This is a genomic window from Bradyrhizobium sp. YR681 (genome assembly GCF_000282615.1).
GTDB lineage: Bacteria > Pseudomonadota > Alphaproteobacteria > Rhizobiales > Xanthobacteraceae > Bradyrhizobium.
Window position 1 is genome coordinate 1 of sequence record NZ_AKIY01000351.1, and the last position, 1,147, is coordinate 1,147.

General features: G+C 63.7%; 2 protein-coding genes. Both read left to right on the plus strand.

Features of this window, described 5'->3' with window-relative positions:
- Positions 1-55 precede the first annotated feature (55 nt).
- Positions 56-505 (plus strand): tol-pal system-associated acyl-CoA thioesterase, encoded by a 450-nt coding sequence (gene ybgC, locus PMI42_RS37345; protein ID WP_035968168.1) that lies wholly within the window; start codon positions 56-58, stop codon positions 503-505.
- A 93-nt stretch (positions 506-598) separates the two neighbouring features.
- Entirely contained in the window at positions 599-1,066 is a 468-nt protein-coding gene (locus PMI42_RS37350) for a nuclear transport factor 2 family protein (protein ID WP_008145289.1), read from the plus strand.
- Positions 1,067-1,147 lie beyond the last annotated feature (81 nt).

A 1,147-nucleotide genomic window follows, 5' to 3' on the forward strand; every position in this document is an offset into this window, starting at 1 on the left:
TTTGGCCGTTTTTGCGCAAAACGGGCCGGTTGCAAAAAGCGAAGAGGCTCGCGACGTGACAGCCCATCTCGACGGCGAGATCCGCGACGGCCGCCATCACATGCAGGTCCGCGTCTACTACGAGGACACGGATTTCTCCGGAATCGTCTATCACGCCAATTATCTGCGCTATATGGAACGCGGGCGCACCAACCATCTGCGGCTGATGGGCGCCGAGCAGCAGGCGTTGTTCGACCAGGTCGAAACCGAGGGCGCGGGCTTTGCCTTCGTCGTGCGCTCGATGCACCTCGACTTCCTGAAACCCGCGCGAATGGACGACGTGCTCGATGTCGTGACCTGGCCGACAGCGGTGAAGGGCGCCTCGATCATGCTGGCGCAGGAGGTGCGGCGCGGCGAAGACGTGCTGGTGAAAGCCGAAGTGCGCGTTGCCTTCATCAGCGGCGGACGTGCCCAGCCGATCCCGAAATCGATCCGTACGCTGATGAAGGCCGATTTGATTTCCTGATCGCCCGATAAGTGATCGGCCGATAGGTCAAGGCCACTCGACTCCGCCAATTGCAGCGATAGATTGCGGCCCCAACCCATCGATGAGGCCCCCATGTCGCGCCCGCCGCTTCCGCCCTTCACCCGTGAGACCGCCGCGCAGAAGGCGCGCATGGCCGAGGACGCCTGGAATTCACGCGACCCGGTGCGTGTCTCGCTGGCCTATACCGAGGACAGCCGCTGGCGCAATCGCTCGGAAGTGTTCCAGGGCCGCGAGGCCATCGTCGCCTTCCTCACCCGCAAATGGGAGAAGGAGCAGGAGTATCGCCTGATCAAGGATCTCTGGGCTTTCGACGGCAACCACATCGCGGTGCGTTTCCAGTACGAATGGCACGACGCCGGCGGCCAGTGGTATCGCTCCTACGGCAACGAGCAGTGGGAGTTCGACGAGCACGGGCTGATGAAGCGGCGCGAGGCGTCGATCAACGATATCATGATCGCCGAGAAGGATCGCCGGTTTCACTGGGCCGCACCGGGACCGCGGCCGGCGGATGTGCCGGGGCTGGGGACGGATCCGTTCTGATATTTCTACAAGCGGCGCCGTGCTTACCCTCTCCCCTTGCGGGAGAGGGTGGCTCGCCGCGTAGCGGCGAGACGGGTGAGG